The following is a 17,320-nucleotide window of genomic DNA, read 5'->3' as shown; positions in this document are numbered from 1 at the left end:
CGCACGCATCGAGGAGTCTCACCATGTCCCACGCATGGCCGCCGCGATCATCACTGATCGCGGCCATCACGCTCGCCCTGTCCACGTCGCTCGCGCATGCGCAATCGAAGCCGCCTTCGGTCGAGGAACTCGCACGCCGGCTGCAGGCCATCGAACAGCGACTCGGCACCGCCTCCATCGCTACCGGTGACGACGCTTCGGACGAAGGCGTGGCGAATGCCGCCAACCTCGACCAGCGCCTGCGCGTGATCGAGCGCAAGCTGGAACTGCAGGCGGAGGAAGCGCCCGCGAAGGCCGCCAGCACGACGACCGTCAGCCTCAGCGCCAGCAAGGGGCTGTCAGTGAAATCGCCTGCGCCGGGCGACGTCGAGATCAGGTTCAAAGGCCTGGTGCAAGGCGACGGCCGCTTCTTCATCAACGACACGCGCAATCCTCAGGACGACGGCTTCCTGCTGCGCCGGGTCGAACCGACGATCGAAGGCAACTGGGGTTCGCTGGTCGGGTTTCGCATCACCCCTGAACTCGCCGGCGACAATGCCAGCCTGCTCGATGCCTGGCTCGACCTGCAGTTCGATCCGCGTGCGGCGCTGCGCATCGGCAAGAGCAAGACCCCGGTCGGACTGGAACGCCTGCAATCGAGCAATGCACTGTCGCAGGTCGAACTCGGCCTGCCCGGCGAGCTCGCGCCGGGACGCGACATCGGCCTGCAACTGCAGGGTGAGATCGCGAATGCGACCACAAACTACGCGCTGGGCGTCTACAACGGCGCGCCCGACGGCCGCGATGGCGCCACCACCAATCCCGACAACGAATTCGAAGTGGCCGCGCGCGTGTTCGCACAGCCGTGGAAGCACGCCGGCAATGCCCTGTCCGGACTGGGTTTCGGCATCGCCGGCAGCAGCGGCGACAAGCGCGGCAGCGGCAACGCCTTCCTGCCACGCTATCGCACCCCGGGCCAGGACATGTTTTTCCACTATCGCGGTGCGGTCGCCGCGGACGGCAAGCACACCCGCTGGTCGCCGCAGGCCTACTACTACCGCAACGCCTTCGGCCTGTTCGCCGAGTACATCCGTTCGGAACAGGTGGTGGTGCTGCCTGCCGGCGGCACACGCGACACCTTCGACCACCGCGCATGGCAACTGTCCACGAGCTGGGTACTCACCGGCGAGGACGCCAGCTACAAGGGCGTGTCCCGGCCTAACCAAGCTTTTACGACGGATGGTGCAGGCTGGGGCGCATTGGAACTGGTGGCGCGTTATGGCGTACTCGATGTCGACGACGACGCATTCCCGCTCTTCGCCGACCCTGCGACCGCCGCATCGCAAGCCAGTAGTTGGGGCCTGGCCCTGAACTGGTATCTGACCGGTAATTTCAAACTGGTTGCCAATTACACGCATACCCGATTCGAAGGCGGCGCGCCGGAAGCCGGCGACCGCGAGGACGAGAAAGCCTTCTTCACCCGCGCGCAGTTTTCCTTCTGACCCCCTCGACAGGCACCTCATGAAGACTTTCCTGCATACCCTGATGCTCGGCGCCACCCTGCTCGCTGGCCATGCGAACGCGAGGGACGTGGTGCTGCTCAATGTTTCCTACGATCCGACCCGCGAGTTCTATGCCGAGGTCAACGAAAAGTTCGCCGCGCAATGGCAGCAGCAGAACGGCGAGGCCTTGAAGATCCGTGCCTCGCACGGCGGCTCCGGCAAGCAGGCGCGTTCGGTGATCGACGGCCTCGAAGCCGACGTGGTCACGCTGGCGCTGGCGGCCGATATCGATGCGATCGCCGAGAAGTCGAACCTGCTGCCCGCCAACTGGCAGTCGCGCCTGCCGCACAACAGCGCACCATACACCTCGACGATTGTTTTCCTGGTACGCAAGGGCAACCCGAAGCAGATCCGCGACTGGGGTGACCTGGCCAGGCCCGGCGTCGCGGTGATCACACCCAATCCGAAAACGTCCGGTGGCGCACGCTGGAACTATCTCGCCGCGTGGGCGTGGGCGTCGAAGGAATATCGCCAGGCCGACAAGGTCATCGACTACCTCGCGCGCCTGTTCCGCAACGTACCGGTGCTGGATACCGGCGCGCGCGGTTCGACCACCACGTTCGTCGAACGCGGCATCGGCGATGTACTGCTGGCGTGGGAAAACGAGGCGTTGCTGGCACTGGCGGAACCAGGCAGCCGCGACAGGTTCGAGATCGTGGTGCCGTCGCTGAGCATCAAGGCCGAGCCGCCGGTGGCCTGGATCGACCGCAACGTCGACAAGCACGGCACGCGCAGGCAGGCCGAAGCCTACCTGCGCTTCCTGTACTCGCCGGAAGGCCAACGCCTGGCCGCGAAGCACGGCTATCGCCCCGCGGAATCCGACAAGGTGCCCACGGCCGAACTCGCGCGCTTCCCGCGGGTGCGGCAGGTGACCATCGACAACGCGTTCGGTGGCTGGAAGAAGGCACAGGCGCAGCACTTCGCCGACGGCGGTTTCTTCGACCAGATCTACCAGCCCAAGTAACCCGGGACAGCGAGTCGCGCGAAGCCATCCATGAACGCACAGGCGCTTTCCATGTCATCGCTGCCCGCACCGCGCGGACGTCGGCCGCTGCCCGGCTTCGGCATCAGCCTCGGCTTCGGCATGGCATGGCTGGGCGTGATCGTGCTGCTGCCGTTGGCGGCATTGGCGGTGCGCGCCGCCGGCCTCGGCGCGGAAGGCTGGCTGCGTGCGATCCAGGACCCGCGCGTGCAGGCTTCGCTCAAGCTCAGTTTCGGTGCGGCATTCATCGCCGCGCTGCTGGCGCTGGTGGCCGGTGCGCTGGTGGCCTGGGTGGTGGTGCGTTACCGCTTTCCGGGAAGGCGCCTGCTCGACGCGCTGGTCGACCTGCCGTTCGCGCTGCCGACCGCGGTCGCCGGCATCGCACTGACCGCGATCTATTCAGGCAATGGATGGGTGGGGCGCTGGCTGGAACCGGCCGGGCTCAAGATCGCCTATGCGCCGGCCGGCATCGTCATCGCGCTGGTGTTCATCGGCCTGCCGTTCGCGGTGCGCACCGTGCAGCCGGTGCTGGAAGCGCTGGGGCGCGAACAGGAAGAAGCCGCGGTATCGCTCGGCGCCAGCCGGTTGACGACCCTGCGCCGGGTCGTGCTGCCGGAATTGCTGCCGGCGCTGCTGACCGGCTTCTCGCTGGCGTTCGCACGCGGGCTCGGGGAATACGGCTCGGTGATCTTCATCGCCGGCAACCTGCCCTACAAGACCGAGATCGCACCGCTGCTGATCACGATCCGGCTGGAGGAGTACGACTACAACGGCGCGATCGCGATCGCCGCGTTGCTGCTGGCGGCGTCGTTCGTGTGTTTGCTGGCGATCAATGCGATTCCGATGTTGTTTGCGCATGAGCGCAGGGGGCGTGGTCGTGAGTGATTTGACAATCCCGGGCACTGAAAGCCGTCGATCGCACGTTACGGCGAATGCCGTTTCTTTTTCTCTCGGACACCCGGCGTACTCCCTAGACCCGGAGGGCGGCGCACAGGATGTGCGCCGTTTTCCGACCGAGCCATGGGTGAGGCGGTGCTGCTTGCGAGCCATTGGCTCGCGCACCGGCGAACGCCCGCGCCGCTGGCACGGGCCGGTCTTTTGCCGAAGGCAAAAGGCGAGTCGGAAAATCCCCGCGCCACTTCACGCTTGCACGGGAGCTCTGTCGGGGAAGGCCCTTTCTTTGGTTACTTTCTTTGGGCCAGCAAAGAAAGTGACCCGCCGCAAGGCGGAAGCCTTTGCTGCTACCAAGCCAAGGCAACTGCACCTGCCCTACCAATTGGAAAGCAAAAGCTTCCGACCGCTGAAACGGTCGGGTCACTTTTCTTTGATGGCCCAAAGAAAAGTAACCAAAAGAAAGGGCCCTCCCCGACACGTCAATCCGGCGATTGGACAGTCCGTCGGGATTTTCCGACTCGCCATCCTGGCTCGGTCGGAAAACGCCGCACATCCATGTGCGGCGCCCTTCGGGTCTGGCAACAGGCTCAGCGCTCAGACAAATAGCGAGAGGCGGATTCACTCGGCCCTCCCTTTCACCGAAATGACCACTCAAACCAATGCTCCTCACGGAGCAATGCCCTATGCATGACGCGCTGCACGAGCCACGCTGGTTGCGCTGGCTGCTGATCGCGCTGGCGATCGTATCGATGGCCCTGCTGGTGGTGTTGCCCTTGCTGATGGTGCTCGGTGCAGCATTCGCGGAGGGCATCAGGACCTGGTTCGCGGCGCTGGTCGAGCCCGATGCGCTTGCCGCGCTGCGGCTGACCCTGTTCACCGCGGCGATCGTGATCCCGGTCAATGCGGTGTTCGGCCTGCTCGCGGCGTGGGCGCTGACGCGATTCGAGTTCCGCGGCAAGCGGTTGCTGCTGGCGCTGATCGACCTGCCGTTCGCGGTGTCGCCGGTGGTCGCCGGCCTGTGCCTGGTACTGCTGTTCGGTTCCGGTGGCTGGTTCGCACCGGTGCTGGAACATTACGGAATCAAGATCCTGTTCGCGCGGCCGGGCATCGTGCTGGCGACGCTGTTCATCACCTTCCCGTTCGTGGTGCGCGAACTGATCCCGCTGATGCAGCAGCAGGGCAGCGACGAGGAACTGGCAGCGCGGTCTCTCGGCGCCGGTGCCTGGACCATGTTCCGTCGCGTGACGTTGCCCAATATCAAGTGGGGCCTGCTGTACGGCGTGCTGCTGTGCGGCGCGCGCGCCATGGGCGAGTTCGGCGCGGTGTCGGTGGTGTCGGGCCACATCCGCGGCCTGACCAACACGCTGCCGCTGCATATCGAGATCCTCTACAACGAGTTCGACAGTACCGCCGCGTTCGCCGTGGCTTCGCTGCTGGCCGGGCTGGCGCTGGTCACGCTGGTGATCAAGTTCTGGCTCGAGGCGCGCCACGGCGACGCACTTGCACAGACACATCGACGGCATTGACATGATCGAAACATCACAACGTAGCTCAAGTGATGCATCCGAGACGTTCCTTTCAACAGGCGTGACTTCCATGCCTTCGCACCGGAAACCCGACATGCCGTTGCCCGATCAACCCACCGGTTCCGGAACGGACATCGCCGGCGATGCGCTTGGCGGCGTCGGTCGATCGACGACTGCCGCGGGAGCGAACGGACCGGCCGCGGCCGGCATCGACCTGCACATCCGGCAGCTGAGCAAACGCTACGCCAATGTCGCCGCGCTCGATGCGGTCGATCTCGACGTCGCGTCCGGCGAACTGGTCGCGCTGCTGGGCCCGTCCGGCTCCGGCAAGACCACGCTGCTGCGCGTGATCGCCGGACTGCTGCATCCGGACAGCGGACGCGTCCTGTTCGGCGCGGACGATGCCACGCGGCTGAGCCTGCGCGAGCGCAATGTCGGCTTCGTGTTTCAGCACTACGCGCTGTTCAAGCACATGACCGTGGCCGAGAATATCGCCTTCGGCCTGCGCAGCCGGCCGCGGCGGCGGCGCCCGGACAAGGCCACGATCGCGCGCCGCGTCGACGAACTGCTGGCGCTGATCCAGCTGCCTGGGTTCGGCAACCGTTATCCCGAGCAGCTGTCCGGCGGCCAGAAGCAGCGCGTCGCGCTGGCGCGCGCGCTGGCGATCGACCCGAACGTGCTGCTGCTCGACGAACCCTTCGGCGCGCTGGATGCCAAGGTCCGCGTCGAACTGCGCCGCTGGCTGCGCCGCCTGCACGACCAGACCGGGCAGACCACGCTGTTCGTCACCCACGACCAGGACGAGGCGCTGGAACTGGCCGACCGCGTGGTGGTACTCAAGGATGGCCGCATCGAGCAGGTCGGCACGCCGGACGAAATCTACAACGCGCCGGCCTCGGCCTACGTATTCGATTTCATCGGCCGCGCCAACAGGCTCGAAGGCCGCATCGAGGACGGCCATTTCCAGGCCGAAGGCCAGGCATCGCGCCTGCGCGCCGGACTTGCGGGCAACATGCCGGCGCAACTGTACGTGCGGCCGCATGACATCGCCCTGGTCGCGGCCGATGCCGGCCTGCGTGCGGAAGTCGTCGCCGTGCATCGGCGCGCCGACCGCATCACGCTGGAATTGAGCGCGCAGACACAGTCGCGGCTGCTGGAACTCGACCTGCCCACGTCATCCGACACGCCGCTGCCGGCCATCGGCAGTGCCGTCGGATTGCAGCTGCAGCGTTACCGCGTCTACCCGGGTTAAGCCGGGTCGCGCGGTCCTGCAATTACGATCCGGCCGGCAGCTTCGCGAACATGTCGCGGATCACGCCATCGACCAGTTCCTTGGTATGCGCCTGCGAGGACGGCAAGGCACCCGATACGGTCGCGCGCCAGACGCCGCGCTTGCTGGCGGTATCGAACAGGTCGACGACCATCGTGCCTTCGCGGTAGGCGACCGCACGCGTGGTCATCGATCCCATCCCGGCCATCCAGCCGTAGCCGCCGCCGGCGGCGTTGTACACCGGCTCGATGGTCTGCCGATCGGCGGTCGCCACCTGCACGCGCACGGCGATGTCGGCGTTCTCCGCCTTGCGCCAGCCGCGTTGCTGCAGTTGCGCATCGATCGCGTCGACGATGAACTGCGCGCCTTCCGCCTTCGCGCCCTCGGGCCGGGTCAGCCACGAATAGGTCTGGTAGGTGTCGAACCGGGCCTCGTCCGAGACCTGGACCTGCACATCGGCCGACGATGATCCCCCCGTGCTGGCGCAGCCGGCGAGACATGCGACGAGAAGCCAACCCAGTGCCAGTTTCATCGCCAATCTCCTTGTGTGGGGGTTGCGGAATGCACGGCGCAGGCGCACGGCATCCGCGCCGAGGATACCGCTTACAACGCCATGCGGGCGTGGTGCCGGCCAGGTTCCGTCAGGTCCGAGCCGTGCCTTCGTTCCGGTGCAGCCAACGGTACAGCGCCGGCAGCGCCAGCAGCGTGAGCAATGTCGAGGAGACGATCCCGCCGATCACCACCGTTGCCAGCGGACGCTGCACTTCCGAACCGGCGCCGACGTTGAGCGCCATCGGCAGGAAACCCAGCGACGCCACCAGCGCCGTCATCAACACCGGGCGCAGGCGGCCCAGCGCGCCGTCGACGATGGCCCAGTCCAGCGGCGCGCCCTGTTCGCGCAGCCTGCGCACGAAGGCGATCATCACCAGGCCGTTGAGCACGGCGATTCCGGACAAGGCAATGAAGCCGACGCCGGCTGAAATCGACAACGGAATGCCGCGCAGTGCCAGCGCGATCACGCCGCCGGTCAAGGCCAGCGGCACGCCGCTGAACACGATCACCGCGTCCCTGATCGAACCGAATGCCCAGAACAGCAGTGCCAGGATGATCGCCAGCGTCACCGGCACCACGATCGACAGACGCCGGCTGGCCGAGAGCAGTTGTTCGAACGTGCCGCCGTAGTCGACCCAGTAGCCGGTCGGCAATTCGACTTCAGCGGCGATGCGCTGCCGCAGTTCACCGACGAAACCGCCCAGGTCGCGGCCACGCACGTTGGCGGTGACCACGATGCGACGCTTGCCGTTCTCGCGGTTGACCTGGTTGGGCCCCTGCAGCGTCTCGATCCGCGCCACTTCACGCAATGGCACCGTGCGCGGCGCGCCGATGGATTGACCGCCACTGCGGCTGGATTCGTCGGCGTTGTCGCTGCCGGCCAACGGGATCGGCAGGTCGGCCAATGCCGCCGGATCCTGGCGCAGGTGTTGCGGCAGGCGCACCACGATGTCGAAACGGCGATCGCCGTCGAACAGCTGTCCCGCGACTTCGCCGCCGACGGCCGTCGCCACGGTGTCCTGCACCACGCCCGGATTCAGGCCGTAGCGCACCAGCGCCTGCCGGTCCGGCGTCACCGTCAGCATCGGCAGGCCCGTGGCCTGCTCGATCTTGACGTCGGCGGCACCGTCCACCGCAGCGGCGACCTCCTCGATGCGTTTTCCGACCGCGACCAGTGTGTCGAGATCATCGCCGTACAGCTTGATCGCCACGTCGGCGCGCACCCCGGAGATCAACTCGTTCATGCGCATCTGGATCGGCTGGGTGAACTCGTAGTTGTTGCCGGGCAGCTGCTTCACCGCCGCTTCGATCTCGGCGACCAGTTGGGCGCGCGGCTTGCGCGGATCCGGCCACTGCGCGCGCGGTTTCATCATCACGAAGGTGTCGGCCACCGACGGCGGCATCGGGTCGGTCGCGACTTCGGAAGTACCGAGCTTGCTGAACACGCTGTCGACTTCCGCGAACTGCCCGATGCGCTTTTCCAGCGTGGCCTGCATCGCCACCGCCTGGTCGAGGCTGGTGCCGGGAATGCGCAAGGCGTGCACGGCGATGTCACCCTCGTCCAGGTTGGGAATGAACTCCGTGCCCAGGCGTGCAGCCAGCAACGCGCAGACGGCAACCAGCACCAGCGCGCTGCCGATCACCCACGTCCTGCTGCGCAGCGACCACACCAGCAATGGCGCGTAACGGCGCCTGGCCCATCGCATCAGCCGGTTTTCCTGCTCGTCGACGCGACCGCCGAGGAACACCGCGATCGCCGCAGGCACGAAGGTCAGCGACAGCAGCATCGCGCCGGTCAGCGCGAGCACGACGGTGATCGCCATCGGGTGGAACATCTTTCCCTCGATGCCGCTGAGCGCGAAGATCGGCAGGTATACGGCGGCAATGATGCCCAGGCCGAACAGGCTGGGACGGATCACCTCGGCGGTCGCGGAGGCCGTGGCTTCGAAGCGTTCGGCGGCGCTCATCACCCGCCCGAGCCGCTGCTGGATCTCGCCGAAGCGGCGCAGGCAGTTCTCGATGATGATCACCGCGCCGTCGACGATCAGGCCGAAGTCGAGCGCGCCCAGGCTCATCAGGTTGCCGGACACGCCGCCACGCACCATGCCGGTCACGGTGAACAGCATCGCCAGCGGGATCACCGCCGCGGTGATCAGCGCGGCGCGGAAATTTCCGAGCAGCGCGAACAGCACCACGATCACCAGCAACGCGCCTTCGACGAGATTCTTGGACACGGTGCGGATGGTGCGTTCGACCAGCGCCGTGCGGTCGTAGACCGGCCGGGCCTCGACGCCAGGCGGCAGGCTGGCGTTGGCCTCTTCCAACGCGGCCGCCGCGGCCTGCGCGACTTCGCGGCTGTTGGCACCGACCAGCATGAATACCGTGCCGAGCACGACCTCGTGTCCGTTCTGCGTGGCCGCGCCGGTACGCAGTTCCGGGCCTTCGCCGACCTCGGCGACATCGCGCACGCGGATCGGCACGCCTTCGCGACGGTCCAGCACGATCTCGCCGATCGCATCGAGATCGGCGACCTGGCCGGGCACGCACACCAGGAACTGCTGGCCGTTGCGCTCGATGTAGCCGGCGCCGATGTTCTGGTTGTTTGCGGCCACCGCGCTGACCACGTCGTGCAGGGTGAAGCCCAGCGCGACCAGTTTCGACGGGTCCGGGGTGATGTGGATCTGGCGCGCGAAGCCACCGACCGTGTTGACCTCGGTCACGCCCGGCGTGTTGCGCAGCTGCGGGCGCAGCACCCAGTCCTGCAGCGTGCGCAGGTCGGTCGGGGCCCACGCGCTGCCATCCCGCTTGCGTGCGCCGGGCCTGGCTTCGACGGTGTACATGAAGATTTCGCCGAGGCCGGTGGCGATCGGACCGATCTGCGGTTCCAGCCCCGCGGGCAGTTGCGACCTGACCTGCTGCAGGCGCTCGCCGACCAGTTGCCGCGCGAAATACAGGTCGGTGCCGTCCTTGAACGCCACGGTGACCTGCGACAGGCCGTAGCGCGAGATCGAGCGGCTGTAGTCGAGACCGGGCAGGCCGGCCATCGCGGTCTCGATCGGGAAGGTCACGCGCTGTTCCGACTCCAGCGGCGAATAGCCGGAAGCCTCGGTGTTGATCTGCACCTGCACGTTGGTGATGTCCGGCGTGGCATCGATCGGCAGCCGGGTGAAGCTCCACGCGCCCACCGCGATCAGCGCGAGGGTGAGCGCCAGCATCAGCCAGCGGTGGCCGATGGCGAAGCGGATCGTGCGCTCGAGGATGCCGACCGGCGATGCATCCGGGAGCCTAGTGGTCATGCGAGGCTCCCGACTTTTCGACGTCCGCCTTGATCAGGTAGCTCTGCTCGACCACGACCTGGTCGCCAGGCTCGATGCCCGACAGGATTTCGACCTGCGTGGCATCACGTTGTCCCAACTCGACCGGGCGCGCCTCGTAGATATCGCCGACGCGGACGAACACCACATCGCTGTCGCGGAAGCCCTGAAGCGCGGCCAGCGGCACCACCACCTTGCCGGGCTGCTGCGCGACGGTGATGCGCGCCTTCACTGCCGAACCCGGACGCCACAGGCCGTCGTCGTTGACGATCGTCGCGCGCGCCACCGTGCTCTGGCTGGCCGTTGCGGTGCCGGGCAGCACGCGTTCGAGCGTCGTTTTCGCGGTCGCGCCATCGCTCATGCGCGTCACCAGCACCGGCACGCCGGGTCGGATGTGCTGCGCATCGGCGCCGAAGATATGCAGGTCGACCCACAGCTGCGACAGGTCGGCGATCTCGAACAATGCGCTGCCCTCGCCCGCTACCGCACCGACACTGGCGTTGCGCGCGAGCACCACGCCTGCGATCGGCGCGGCCACCGTGTAGTCGCTGAGGCTCAGGTTGCTCTCGATGGTGGCCAGCGGCTGTCCGGCGCGTACGCGATCGCCGACATTGGCGCGCAGGCTGCGGATCGGGCCGGGGAAGCGTGCCATCACCTGGGCGACGCGACCTTCTACAGGCGTCAGCAGGCCTTGCACTTCATGTTCGTCCGCGATCGTGCCCGCGCCTGCGGTGGCCACGCGGATGCCCGATTCGACTGCGATCTTCGCAGGAATGACGGTGCGGCCCTCGTAACTTCCGTAACTCCAGTGCCGCGGTTTGCCGTCGATCGTGGCGATCACGACCACGTCGAACGAATGCGGCTCGCCGACCACGCTGCCGGCCATCAGGCTGCCATCGGCCTGCGGCTTGAGCGCATGCTTCTCGATGGCATTGCCGAGGCGCGTCAGCTGCACCTCGACACTACCGGCGGTCGGAGGCAGCGGTTCGCCGTCGCGATACAGCCAGGCCTGGTACCTGGGCGGCGTGCCGTCCTCGGCGATCGCCAGTTCCACGGCATAGCCGTCCTGTTCCAGCAGGCGGCCACCGTGCGCACCTTCCTTCGCGGCTTCGATTTCGGCATGACCTGTTTCGGCATGCTCGCCCTCCGCATGCCCGGCTTCATCGCCATGGCCGGTGCTTTCAGCGGATGTGCCACCGCCACACGCGGCAAGCAACAGCGCCAGCGCAAATGCAGCGGAGGCGATGCCTATCGATCGATGTATTTTCATGGCGCGGAACCTTGCGTGTCGGCGGAGGCGACGAACGCCTGCCCGGTGAGTCGCTGGATCTCGATCAATGCGCGCTGGGCTTCCAGCGCCGCTTCGAGTTGCTGTTTGCGCATGGTGGTGCGCTCGGATTGCAGCTGCGCCCATTCCAGATAGCTGGTGGCACCGGCGCGATACGCACGTTCCGCCGCCGCCTCGGCCTTGCCGAGCTTGGGCAGCACGTCGTCGCGCAGGCGCTGCACTTCCAGTCGCGCGATCTGGTAGCGGCCGTGCGCTTCGGCCAGCGTCGAATACAGCGACAGGCCCTTGGCCTCGCGCTCGATCTCCAGCGATGCCAATTCCGCTTCGGCGATGCGGATGCCGGGTTCGGCGCGCCGGCCCGCGCCCAGCGGCAGGGAAACGCTGCCGACCAGGGCGTAGTCGTCGTCGGCCTGCAGGCGACGCACGCCGAACTGCCAGTCGAGATCGGCGGCGCGTTCGCTCCGCGCCAGTTGCAGGCGTGCGTCGCGGATGCGGCGTTCGCCGACGAACTGGGCCAGTTCCGGCGTGCGCTCCAGCCAGTCGCCGAGTTCGCCGAACGCGGCAACCTGCGGCAGCAGCAACGGATCGCCCGCGACGATGTCGAAGTCCGGATCGCGTTCGCCCCACAGTGCCGCCAGATGCTGGCGCGCCGCAATGAAGCCCTGTCCGGCGCGCGCATGGTCGAGCTCCGCGCGTGCCAGTGCCGCCTGCGCGGTCAGGACCACCGATTCCGGCGAAGCGCCGGCCTGCAAGCGTTGCCGCGCAGCGGCGACGGTGCGCTGGCGCTGGGCGCCATCCGCCTGCGCGATGTCGCGTTGATGCTGCGCCGCCACGATCGCCAGGTAACGTCGTGCGACTTCCGCCAGCAGGTCGAGGCGACGCGCCTCGCGTTCGACGGCGACCGCATCGATGCGGCTTTGCGCCAGGGTGCGCCGCGCATCGAGCTTGCCGCCGCGTTCCAGTACCGACGCCAGACTCAGCGTCAGTTCAGCGGCGTCGAGACCGCGGGTCGCGCCGGTACCGAACGCATTCTCGATGCTGGCGCCTGCGACCAGCGCCGGTCGCAACGTAGCCTGGTCCAGTTCGGCCGACAGGCCCTGAGTACGCGTGCCGAACAGCCGAAGATCAGGATGGGTGTCGGCGACGCGGGCGAACGCGTCGTCGAGGGAAACACGATCGCTGGCGCGCGCGGGCGACGCCGCGCACAACGCAACGACCAGCGCGGCCAGGGCCGCGGGATGCAGACGCATGGGAGTTCACTCCAATCGACAGACGTGACGGATACCGGCGATGCCGGGTCGTACGGTCAGACTGCGATCGGGGGTCGGAATGGCGCCAGCGACAACGCCTGCGGCGGCATCTGCGGCGCGGACATCAACAGCGTGCCGCTCGCCGGCGGCGTCGCCATGATCGCCAGGGCCGGCAACGAGGCCAGCGGCGTCTGGCCACAACAGTGGACGAAATGGACCAGCGCGTGGAGCGCGTCGGTGCCGCGTTCTTCCTGCGGATGCTCGTCATGCGGGCGATCGTCCGTGGAAGCATCGGCTGCCGCCTGCGCATGGTCCTCGTGGCCGGCAAGCGCATGCGTCTGCGTCGAGTCGTGCGCGAATTCGTGCAGTTCGCCGATCGAAGCCAGCACCGGCTTCGTCACCAGCCCGAAGGCAAGCAGGCCCAGCACGAACACGCGCAGGGCAAGCGGCAGGCGATGACAGCCGGAGCGGATCATGGGCGGAAAGGGTAAACGCCGGACCGTGGGTTACACAATTCCACAACGTCGCACGCGCGCAGCCGTAGGCTACCGGGTGTTTTCACCCATGAAACGCAATCCCACGCCCGGCTCCGTGGCGATGTAACGCGGTGCGGCCGCATCGTCGCGCAGCTTGTGGCGCAGCTTGCCGACCAGGATGCGCAGGTAATGGGTGTCCTGCTGGTGCGTCGGCCCCCATAGTTCGCGCAACAGCTGCGGCTGCGTGACGACGCGGCCGGCATGCTGCAACAGCGTCGCGAGCAGCGCGTATTCCTTGCGGGTCAGGCCGACTGCCACGCCATCGAGGTCGACTTCGCGTCGCACCAGGTCGACATGCAGGTGGCCGTCGTCGAACACCGGCGCGGTATCGGCCGGTTGCGCATGCAGGCGAAGCAGGCCGCGCACACGTGCCATCAGCTCCTGCACGCCAAAGGGTTTCGTCACGTAGTCGTTGGCGCCGGCATCGAGCGCGGCGACCTTTTCGGCTTCGCCGGCACGCACGGTCAGCATGATCACCGGTACCTGCGACCAGCCACGCAGTTCGCGCAGCACTTCGTGGCCGTCACGGTCGGGCAGGCCGATGTCGAGCATCACCAGGTCGGCGCCCTGAGTCGCCAGCGCGACCAGCCCGGCCTCGCCATTGTCGGCCAACGTCACCGCGTAGCCCTGCGCGCGCAGGCTGATGTCGAGGAACCTGCGGATCTGCGGCTCGTCGTCGATCACCAGGATGCGCGGCGGCGGCGTCGCGGCGGCCGGCGGGTGGGCGGAATCCTCATTCATCTGCAGGCGTGGCACCGGGCGATGGTTCGATCAGCGGCAGGGTAATGCGGATGGTGGTGCCCTGCCCATCCGCGCCTGGCAAGGCCTCGACGCTGCCGCCATGCGCACCAATCATGCCTTGGCAGATGGTCAGCCCGAGCCCCGTGCCCTCGCGGCCGCGATCGCCGCGCTCGACGCTGTAGAACACGTCGAAGATACGCTTGCGTTCGTCCTCCGGGATGCCGGGGCCGCGATCGCGCACGTCGATGCGCAAGGCGCCGCCGACCAGGCGTGCATCGACGCCCACCGCCACGCCCGGCGGCGAGAACTTGGCGGCGTTCTCCATCACGTTGAACAGGGCCTGTTCGATCAGCGCGGGATGCACCCAGATCGGCGCCAATCCTGGTTCGATCGAAACTTCGAAACGCGCACCCGACTGGTAGCGCTGCATCCGCCCCACCGCTGAACCGACCAGTTCATCGACACCGATCCAGTCGCGATTCAAGGTCAGGCCGCCATGGCCGAGCCGGGTCATGTCCAGCAGGTTCTGGATGTAACGATCCAGGCGCTCGCCTTCCAGCCGGATCGTTTCCAGCAGCGAGTGGCGATCGTCGCTGCTCATCGATGCGGCGTAGTGGTCCAGGCTGCTGGCCGCACCGATGATCGCCGCCAGCGGCGAACGCAGGTCGTGCGACACCGACGACAGCAGTGCCGAGCGCAGGCGTTCGGTCTCGTTGCCGACGCGCGCGTTCTCCAGATCGTCGACCAGGCGCGTGCGCACGATCGCCTGCGCGATTTCCTGCACCATCGCTTCGGCGAGGCGTCGTTGCTCGATGCCCGGCTTCTGCACGCCGTCGCCAACACGCAGGCCGGCGACGCCGAGAGTACCGCGGTCGTCGACCAGCGGCAGGAACCACCAGTCGGACGAATTCAGCGTATCGGTATGACGGCCGGCTGGTTGCTGGTTGCGCTGGCTCCACGCGGCCGCGGCCATCGCCTTGTCGTCCGGGGGCGTGATCCCCGGCGACAGGAAATCCTGCTCGCCGATGCGCAACCATGCCTCCATGCCGAGCGTGCGCCTGAACGCTTCGCGTCCGGCACGTACCACCTGGCCCAGGTCGGCTGCACCTGCCAGCTGCCGGCTCAGGTCCTGCAACGCGGTGGCCTGCGCATTCGCCGCGCGCAGGGCCAGCACCTGCATGCGCAGTTTCGAAGCCAGGCGTCCGGCGACCAGCGCGGCCAGCAGGAACAGCACCACCGTGATCACGCCCTGGCGCGCGCCGATAAAGAAGGTGAGGCGCGGCTCGATGAAGAAGAAGTTGTAGGCCAGGAAGCACAGCGCCGCCGCCAGCACCGCCGCCACCATGCGCGTGCGCGCCGCGACCAGCACCACCGCGACGATGAAGATCAGCGACAGGTCTTCGAGACCGACCCAGCGCTCGGCGAGCCACGCCAGCGCGACCGCGACGGCCGCGGCGACGACGGCCAGCGCGGCATCGCTGCCGCTCATCAGTCCGCGCACGTCGCGCCAGGAACGTCGTGCACGGGCGCGCGCTTCCGGCGTGCTGATGATGGTCAGCTCGTAATGCGCGCCGCGCTGGATCAGCTGCTGGGTCAGGGTACGGTTGAACATGCGCGCCCACGGCCGCTCGCGCGTGCGGCCCAGCACGATCGCGGACGCACCGATGCGCGCGGCATGGTCGAGCAGCCCGTCGACGACATTGCCGCCCTGCACAACCGCGGCATCGCCGCCAAGCCGTCGCGCCAGCGCGAAGGCGCGGTCGAGTTCCAGCTGCTGTTTAGCATCGGAGACGCGCCCGGCCTGCACGGTTACCACGGCCCACGGCGCGTCGCGACGTTCGGCCAGCCGACGCCCGACACGCACCATGTATTCGGACTGGCCGCGACCGTCGATGGCGACCAGCACGCCGCGGCGCACGCCCAGGCCGCTGATGCCGCGCGCGCTCTGCGCATCGCGCAGGTCGCTGTCGACGCGATCGGCGGCGGTCTGCATCGCCAGTTCGCGCAATGCGGTCAGGTTGGAGGGCGAGAAGAACGCCTGCAGCGCATGTGCCGCCTGTTCGGGCACATAGACCTTGCCCTGCTTCAGGCGTTCAACCAGCTCGCGTGGCGGCAGGTCGACCAGCACGATGTCGCGCAGGCGATCCAATATGGCATCCGGTACCGTCTCGGTGACGCGCACGCCGGTGATCCGGTGCACGATGTCGTTGAGGCTTTCCAGGTGCTGGATGTTGATCGTGGTGTAGACATCGATGCCGGCGTCGAGCAGCTCGACCACATCCTGCCAGCGCCGCTCGTGCCGGCTGCCCGGCACGTTGCGATGCGCCAGCTCGTCGATCAGCGCCACCTGCGGCCTGCGTGCGAGCATCGCGTCGATGTCGAACTCCTGCAGGCGATGATCGCGGTGCTCGATCTGCTTCTTCGGCAATACTTCCAGCCCTTCGAGCAGCGCGGCGGTTTCGCTGCGGCCGTGGGTCTCGACGACACCGACGACCACGTCGATGCCCTGGCGCTTCATCTCGGCCGCGCGCGACAGCATCGCGTAGGTCTTGCCGACGCCAGGCGCCGCACCGAGGAACACTTTCAACTGCCCGCCGCGCTCGCGCTGCAGTTCGCCGAGCAGTGCATTGGCCTGGGTTTCGCGCGTGTCGGTCATGTGGCTATTGTGCGCCTGGCTGCTGGGTCCGGCTTCTCGGCTGTCATTGAATCCAGACCTGTAGGGCGCAATAGCCGAAGCGCACTGCGCCGCATGCGACGCTGCGAACATTTGGCATCCGGCGCATTCGGCTAATGCGCCCTACGCGACTGGAGGCAAGTCCCCGCGCGTTTATTCCGCTACTTTTCGGCATCCAGCGCCAGGTTCAATTCCAGCACGTTGACCCGCGCCTGTCCGAACACGCCGAACTGCCGCGTTTCGACATGCTGCGCGATCAGACGTTCGAGTCGCGCCGGACCCATGCCGCGCGCCTTCGCCACGCGCGCCACCTGCACCCGCGCCCCTGCTGGCGTGATGTGCGGGTCGAGACCACTGCCAGATTGCGTGATCAACTCAATCGGCACCGCTTCCGGCGCAATGCCTTCACGTGCCGCGACCGTGATGCGTGCGGTGTCGATGCGCTTGCGCAGATCCGGATTGCTGCGCGCCAGGTTGCTGCCGGCAGCGGCCATCGGGTCGTAGTTAGGGCCGCTGGGTCGCGCCTGGAAATAGCCGTCGGCGACGAACGGCTGCGGGATCAGCGTCGAGCCGACCGCCTTGCCGTCGCGCTCGATGATGCTGCCGGTGGCCTGCTGCGGAAATGCCACGCGGCCCAGGCCGGCAGCAGCCAGAGAATACGACAGGCCCATCAGCAGCAAGGCGACCAGCATCAGCCCGACCGAACCACGCAGGTTGTAGCCATTTTCCAGCACAAAATCACGAGTACTCAT

13 protein-coding genes are annotated in these 17,320 nt (G+C 67.4%); 5 read left to right on the top strand and 8 right to left on the bottom strand.

The genetic code is table 11. The annotated features are described in order from the left end of the window. The first annotated feature begins 23 nt into the window (after positions 1 to 23). From IP90_RS12370 to IP90_RS12350, 5 genes are all read left to right on the top strand, one after another. Positions 24 to 1,481 carry an OprO/OprP family phosphate-selective porin gene (locus IP90_RS12370; RefSeq protein WP_144899949.1) on the top strand — a complete coding sequence of 486 codons (1,458 nt, stop codon included), beginning with the start codon at positions 24 to 26 and terminating at the stop codon, positions 1,479 to 1,481. Between the two features lie 19 nt (positions 1,482 to 1,500). Further along, on the top strand, positions 1,501 to 2,505 hold the full coding sequence (locus tag IP90_RS12365; protein WP_144899948.1) for a sulfate ABC transporter substrate-binding protein: 1,005 nt from the start codon (positions 1,501 to 1,503) through the stop codon (positions 2,503 to 2,505). Positions 2,506 to 2,535: 30 nt separating this feature from the next. Next, positions 2,536 to 3,408, top strand: a complete 873-nt coding sequence (gene cysT / locus IP90_RS12360) for a sulfate ABC transporter permease subunit CysT (RefSeq protein WP_144899947.1) — start codon at positions 2,536 to 2,538, stop codon at positions 3,406 to 3,408. Between the two features lie 668 nt (positions 3,409 to 4,076). Further along, positions 4,077 to 4,943: a sulfate ABC transporter permease subunit CysW gene (gene cysW, locus IP90_RS12355; RefSeq protein WP_144899946.1), complete on the top strand. Its 867-nt coding sequence runs from the start codon at positions 4,077 to 4,079 to the stop codon at positions 4,941 to 4,943. A 208-nt stretch (positions 4,944 to 5,151) separates the two neighbouring features. After that, complete coding sequence (locus IP90_RS12350; protein ID WP_144899979.1) at positions 5,152 to 6,195, top strand: sulfate/molybdate ABC transporter ATP-binding protein; 1,044 nt, start codon at positions 5,152 to 5,154, stop codon at positions 6,193 to 6,195. A gap of 22 nt (positions 6,196 to 6,217) precedes the next feature. On the opposite strand, the gene IP90_RS12345 is transcribed toward IP90_RS12350, so the two are convergent. The 8 genes from IP90_RS12345 to kdpC form a co-directional block, all read right to left on the bottom strand. Continuing rightward, positions 6,218 to 6,745 carry a DUF4136 domain-containing protein gene (locus IP90_RS12345; RefSeq protein WP_144899945.1) on the bottom strand — a complete coding sequence of 176 codons (528 nt, stop codon included), beginning with the start codon at positions 6,743 to 6,745 and terminating at the stop codon, positions 6,218 to 6,220. A gap of 109 nt (positions 6,746 to 6,854) precedes the next feature. Beyond that, on the bottom strand, positions 6,855 to 10,025 hold the full coding sequence (locus tag IP90_RS12340; protein ID WP_199753469.1) for an efflux RND transporter permease subunit: 3,171 nt from the start codon (positions 10,023 to 10,025) through the stop codon (positions 6,855 to 6,857). 25 nt (positions 10,026 to 10,050) lie between these two features. After that, positions 10,051 to 11,349, bottom strand: coding sequence for an efflux RND transporter periplasmic adaptor subunit (locus IP90_RS12335; protein WP_144899943.1), 1,299 nt, complete (start codon positions 11,347 to 11,349; stop codon positions 10,051 to 10,053). Continuing rightward, the gene (locus IP90_RS12330) at positions 11,346 to 12,617 is read right to left on the bottom strand and encodes a TolC family protein (RefSeq protein ID WP_144899942.1); all 1,272 of its coding nucleotides are present in this window, start codon (positions 12,615 to 12,617) and stop codon (positions 11,346 to 11,348) included. Before IP90_RS12330 ends, IP90_RS12335 begins: the two co-directional genes overlap by 4 nt. A 56-nt stretch (positions 12,618 to 12,673) precedes the next feature. Beyond that, the gene (locus tag IP90_RS12325) at positions 12,674 to 13,093 is read right to left on the bottom strand and encodes a hypothetical protein (protein ID WP_144899941.1); all 420 of its coding nucleotides are present in this window, start codon (positions 13,091 to 13,093) and stop codon (positions 12,674 to 12,676) included. Between the two features lie 69 nt (positions 13,094 to 13,162). Beyond that, complete coding sequence (locus IP90_RS12320; protein WP_144899940.1) at positions 13,163 to 13,894, bottom strand: response regulator; 732 nt, start codon at positions 13,892 to 13,894, stop codon at positions 13,163 to 13,165. Next, positions 13,887 to 16,550, bottom strand: coding sequence for a sensor histidine kinase (locus IP90_RS12315; protein ID WP_144899939.1), 2,664 nt, complete (start codon positions 16,548 to 16,550; stop codon positions 13,887 to 13,889). The genes IP90_RS12320 and IP90_RS12315 overlap by 8 nt, the downstream gene beginning before the upstream one ends. Positions 16,551 to 16,729: 179 nt before the next feature. Further along, a complete protein-coding gene (kdpC, locus tag IP90_RS12310) occupies positions 16,730 to 17,320 on the bottom strand; it encodes a potassium-transporting ATPase subunit KdpC (protein ID WP_144899938.1) in 591 nt (196 codons plus the stop codon).

Source organism: Luteimonas cucumeris (assembly GCF_007830035.1).
Classification (GTDB): domain Bacteria; phylum Pseudomonadota; class Gammaproteobacteria; order Xanthomonadales; family Xanthomonadaceae; genus Luteimonas_C; species Luteimonas_C cucumeris.
The sequence above is the reverse complement of the archived record's forward strand: the minus strand, read 5'-3'. Positions and strand labels throughout refer to the sequence as shown.